Source organism: Mycobacterium sp., assembly GCF_040509115.1.
Taxonomy (GTDB): domain Bacteria; phylum Actinomycetota; class Actinomycetes; order Mycobacteriales; family Mycobacteriaceae; genus Mycobacterium.
The window spans coordinates 1-4,465 of sequence record NZ_JBEVLO010000230.1 but is presented as its reverse complement, the minus strand read 5'-3'; the positions used below and the strand labels follow the sequence as shown (position 1 = coordinate 4,465).

5 protein-coding genes and 1 tRNA gene are annotated in these 4,465 nt (G+C 66.1%); 3 read left to right on the top strand and 3 right to left on the bottom strand.

What is annotated here, in order from left to right:
- Positions 1 to 123: 123 nt before the first annotated feature.
- Together ABW137_RS15880 and ABW137_RS15875 are read right to left on the bottom strand one after the other, a co-directional pair.
- Positions 124 to 1,473 (bottom strand): ABC transporter substrate-binding protein, encoded by a 1,350-nt coding sequence (locus ABW137_RS15880; RefSeq protein WP_526401589.1) that lies wholly within the window; start codon positions 1,471 to 1,473, stop codon positions 124 to 126.
- Positions 1,474 to 1,655: 182 nt separating this feature from the next.
- Entirely contained in the window at positions 1,656 to 2,279 is a 624-nt protein-coding gene (locus tag ABW137_RS15875; RefSeq protein WP_526401587.1) for a two-component system response regulator PdtaR, read from the bottom strand.
- Positions 2,280 to 2,373: 94 nt separating this feature from the next.
- Between ABW137_RS15875 and ABW137_RS15870 the strand changes: the two genes are divergently transcribed.
- Together ABW137_RS15870 and ABW137_RS15865 are read left to right on the top strand one after the other, a co-directional pair.
- Positions 2,374 to 2,447: transfer RNA gene (locus ABW137_RS15870), tRNA-Leu, on the top strand.
- Between the two features lie 165 nt (positions 2,448 to 2,612).
- Positions 2,613 to 3,890, top strand: a complete 1,278-nt coding sequence (locus tag ABW137_RS15865) for an adenylate/guanylate cyclase domain-containing protein (RefSeq protein WP_526401585.1) — start codon at positions 2,613 to 2,615, stop codon at positions 3,888 to 3,890.
- A 21-nt stretch (positions 3,891 to 3,911) separates the two neighbouring features.
- Here the strand turns inward: ABW137_RS15865 and ABW137_RS15860 are convergent, their stop codons facing one another.
- Entirely contained in the window at positions 3,912 to 4,109 is a 198-nt protein-coding gene (locus ABW137_RS15860) for a hypothetical protein (RefSeq protein ID WP_526401583.1), read from the bottom strand.
- Between the two features lie 70 nt (positions 4,110 to 4,179).
- On the opposite strand from ABW137_RS15860, the gene ABW137_RS15855 reads away from it, so the two are divergent.
- Positions 4,180 to 4,465 (top strand): hypothetical protein (locus tag ABW137_RS15855; protein ID WP_526401581.1); only part of this gene is annotated, 286 nt, incomplete at its 3' end.

Below are 4,465 nucleotides of genomic sequence, written 5' to 3'. Positions count from 1 at the left end.
TTGGCGAGCTCGTTTGTGCTGCAAGCATTTTCGCGTGACGGCAAGACTGCAGACAGCGAGAAGCCGCGGGACCCGAGTGCGATACCCAGGCCCCGCGGCTTTCGCTAGCGAGGTTCCAGCCGACTACTTGACGACGATGTAGTCCTTGGTCTCCAGCTTGTTGTCGGGGCCGAACTCCAGGCTGCCGTACGACCCAACGGAGGGCTCACCGGCAGGAGCGAACGTGAGTTCGCCGGTGACACCGTCGTAGTCGACGTCCGTCCCCGCCTTGATGAGATCACTGCACTGCTTGAACGTGGTGCACTTCTCCCCGTCCCGGGTCACGGCGTTGATGTTCGCCGCGATGTCGACACCTGCGGTCGACTTCGCCTGCTCGGCGGCCAGCGCCGAGATGACGACCGCGTCGTACGACTCACCGGCGTAGTTGAAGTCCACCAGCGCGGGATCGATGCCGAGCAACCGGTCCTGGAACGGCTTGCCGACGTTGGTCAGCGGGGTGGTGCCCTTCATTCCGGCGAGAAGACCCGGGGCGACGGCCTCGCCGAGGGCGTTGCCCATGTTGCCGTCGGTGCCGTAGACGAGCTTGCCGTCTGACGGGCCGATGCCAACCTCGTGCATGCGGGTGATGATCTTGGAGGTCTCCTCGAAGCCGATCACCGCAATGGCATCCGGGTTGAACTCCTTGACCTGGTCGACCTCGGCGTTGAACGACTGCGCGTTCGGGTCGTAGATGATCTTGGTGATCTGATCCGACGCAATGCCCGCGGCCTCGAGGTCCTTGACGGTGTTGGACGCAAGTCCCGTGCCGTAGGGGTCGTTGAGGGCGAGGATCGCCACGCGCTGGGCACCGTCGCCGGTGATCAACTGGGAAAGGGCCTGAGCCTGAAGCACGTCGGTGGGCGCCGTCCGGAAGTACATGCCCTTGTCGGCGTAGCAGACGAACTGATCCGACGTGTTCGCCGGCGAGAACTGCACGACGCCTGCAGCGGCGATCTTGTCGAGGACCTTCAGCGAGACGCCGGAGGACGCCGCACCGACGATCACGTCGACGCCCTCGGCGAGTTCGCGGTCGACGGTGGCATTGGCCGTGTCGGTGCTGGTATCGCCCGAGTCACCGGTGACCAGGCCGACCGGGGCGCCGAGAACGCCGCCGTCGGCATTGATCTCCTGGATGGCCAGGTTCACGCCTGCGACCTCGGGCGGGCCGAGGAAGGCCAGCGAACCCGTTGCGGGCAGCAGCGTTCCGACCTTCAGCGGCGTGGTCTTGGGCGTCGCACCCGCGGTGGCCTGGGGTGGCTGGCAGTCGGTCGAGACTTCCGGTTGCGCGGAGGTGGATGCTGCTGCGCCACTGGTCGCGCTGCTGCTCGACTCCGCCGAGGTGGTGTCGCCCTTGTCACTCGAACAGCCTGCGAGGGCTGCGAGTGACGCCACGCCCATCACGGCGAAGCCGCGGGCGAGGGTTCGACTATTCATCGAAAACGCTCCTAATTGTCAGTTGCCGAACATGTCACGATGCGAGTCTGACGGTAATGGTTGGTGCGCTAGCACGAACACTGGAGAAGCCGTCGTGATCAACCTGTGACCCTGCTACCGAAAAGTAGCGTATCCGTCAGACGTCCGCGCGACGTCGGAGCAATTCGATCGGGATCGGCCGATTAGCTTGGCGGAGCGGCGTCCTTGGGTGTATCGAGGGTTTCCAACACGACCTCGGCAACCCGCCTCATCGTGGTCCGGCGGTCCATGGCGGCGCGCTGAATCCACTTGAACGCCTCGGGCTCTGACATCTTCTGTTTGGACTGCAGCAGGCCTTTGGCCCTCTCGACGAGCTTGCGGGTCTCCAATCGGTCCGACAACGTCGCGACTTCGAGTTCGAGCGCGGCGATCTCACCGAATCGGCTGACGGCCAATTCGATGGCGGGGATGAGGTCGGTGATCGAAAACGGCTTCACCAGGTAGGCCATGGCGCCGGCGTCACGGGCCCGCTCGACGAGCTCGCGCTGCGAGAACGCGGTCAGAATCAGGATCGGCGCGATGCGCTTGGCCGCGATCTCAGCGGCCGCGTCGATGCCGTCGCGCCGCGGCATCTTGACGTCCATGATCACCAGGTCCGGCTTGAGGCTCTCGGCGAGTTCGACCGCCTCCTGTCCGTCGCCTGCCTCGCCGACTACCTCGTAGCCCTCCTCGCGGAGCATCTCCGCGAGATCCATTCGGATGAGAGCTTCGTCCTCGGCGATGAGAACGCGCCGCGGCCTGTCTGCGTCTGTCGATGACCCGGTCATGGCCTCATTGTCCAGTGAGCGGTGCAGTTGGGCGACCGCGGGGCCGTGACGGTCCGCTCCGACCATCCTCTATCGTGGGAGTCCGCACCGCGAAGCCCTCGTATCCCAACTGGCAGAGGAAACGGATTCAAAACCCGTGCAGTGTGAGTTCGAATCTCACCGAGGGCACCCATCACGACGCGCGAACCTCCCGATCGCGGTGAATGCCGCACGCCATCACGATCTTTCGCGAAGGCACGGGCCGGTGTCACCGACGCGTCAAGCGACGACTTCCATGCCGCGATCCTGTCCTGACCAGCAACCTTTCGGATCTGCGGGCGCTAGGCTCCCGTGATGGGAGTCACAGTCGATTGCTCCACGCCCGAGGGCGCGGCCGGCGAGCCGCTTCGACGGTCGATCTGCACACCAGGCCCCGAGGACAACGGCCGCACTCAGCACCAGGCGCGCAGCACGGGCCGCCAACTCCGCGTCCTGACCGTCACGGCCCGCATCGGCGCCACCGTCAGCGTGCTCTTCGGCGTCCAGCAGTTCGTCCTGGTTCAGAACCAGCTCTGGATCGGCTTCGTCAACTTCGCGGCCGCGCTGGCCTTCCTCCTGATCCCCCGGCTGTACCGGTTCGGTGACCTCGTCGCACCGATCGTCTTCGTCCTCGTCGCCTACGCCACGATCACGGTCGTGAGCATCTACGTCGGGACTGGGATCGGACTGCACTTCTACTATGTCGTCGCCGTCACGATCGTCGTACTCGTCCTGGGAATCGAACACATCGTGATCGCGGGAGCACTCGCCGCACTGGGTGCGGTCACGGTCATCGCCCTGGAGACGTGGGTGCCGCACAGCACGGGCGCGCAGCCGGAATGGGCGTTCCGAATGGGTTTCGTCATCAACACCCTGTCGGCATGGGTCCTGGTGATGGCGACGGTCTGGTTCGCCCTGCGCGAGACCGCACGGGCCGAGGCGGCGATGGAGTCCGAGTACCAGCGGTCGGAGGCACTGCTGGCCAACATCCTGCCGGTCTCCATCGCCGAGCGCCTGAAGGACCCGGCGCACGACGTCATCGCCGACAAGTACGACGATGCGTCGATCCTGTTCGCCGACATCGCCGGTTACACCGAGCGCACCAGCGACACGGCGCCCGCGGACCTCGTCGAGTTCCTGGACGCGCTCTACACCAGACTCGACGCCCTGGTCGATCGCCACGGGCTGGAGAAGGTCAAGACCAGCGGTGACTCCTACATGGTGGTCAGCGGCGTCCCCATCGAGCGCCCCGATCACCTCGAAGCGCTTGCCGCCCTGGCACTGGACATGGCTGACGCCGTAGCCGACCTCACCGACGCGCAGGGCCGTGAGGTGCCGCTGCGAATCGGACTGGCCACCGGTCCCGTGGTGGCCGGCGTCGTCGGCGCCCGAAAGTTCTTTTACGACGTGTGGGGCGACGCCGTCAACGTGGCGGCGCGCATGGAGTCCACCGACGTCGAGGGGAGAATTCAGGTGCCCAACGACGTCTACGAGCGCCTGCGGGACAGCTTCTCTTTCGAGGAGCGCGGCGACCTCGACGTGAAGGGCAAGGGCGTCATGCACACCTGGTACCTCACCGGTCGACGTCGGTGAACGTCACACGAATCTGGCGGATTACGTTGTCGCGGCGACCTTTTCACTGGCAGCCGGGGCCGTGGCGTTGACCTTCTCTTGAGTCGACGCCGGGTCGGTCTTGGGCTCGGTCGAGACCGGCGGTTCCTTCTGCGCTGGGCTCATAACCGAGGGCGCGGGGCCGCGATTGACGATGCGACCGTGTCCCCAGCGCGGTCCCTTCTTCTGCTTATCGGACACGTTCTGCTTCTCTGGGGTGGATGCTGCGGGCGGCTGATTGGCGGGCGCCGGTGAGCCTCCCGATGCGGGGGTGCCGCTGGACGCCGGCGACGCCGCGGGTGACGGTGTGACGTCCTTGGTGGGCTTCGGCACGACCGACGGCGTGACCGCGACCGGCGTGCGTGTCGGGGTGACGGCGACCGGCGTGGGTGACGGCGTGACCGCGACCGGCGTGCGTGTCGGGGTGACCGCAACCGGCGTGGGCGTCGGGGTAACCGCGACCGGCGTGCGTGTCGGGGTAACCGCGACCGACGTGGGTGACGGGGTAACCGCAACCGACGTGGGTGACGGGGTAACCGCAACCGACGTGGGTGACG

Coding starts and splice junctions, on each gene's coding strand:
- ABW137_RS15880 (WP_526401589.1), bottom strand. CDS start 1,473: ATGAATAGTCGAACCCTCGCCCGCGGCTTCGCCGTGATGGGCGTGGCG.
- ABW137_RS15875 (WP_526401587.1), bottom strand. CDS start 2,279: ATGACCGGGTCATCGACAGACGCAGACAGGCCGCGGCGCGTTCTCATC.
- ABW137_RS15865 (WP_526401585.1), top strand. CDS start 2,613: ATGGGAGTCACAGTCGATTGCTCCACGCCCGAGGGCGCGGCCGGCGAG.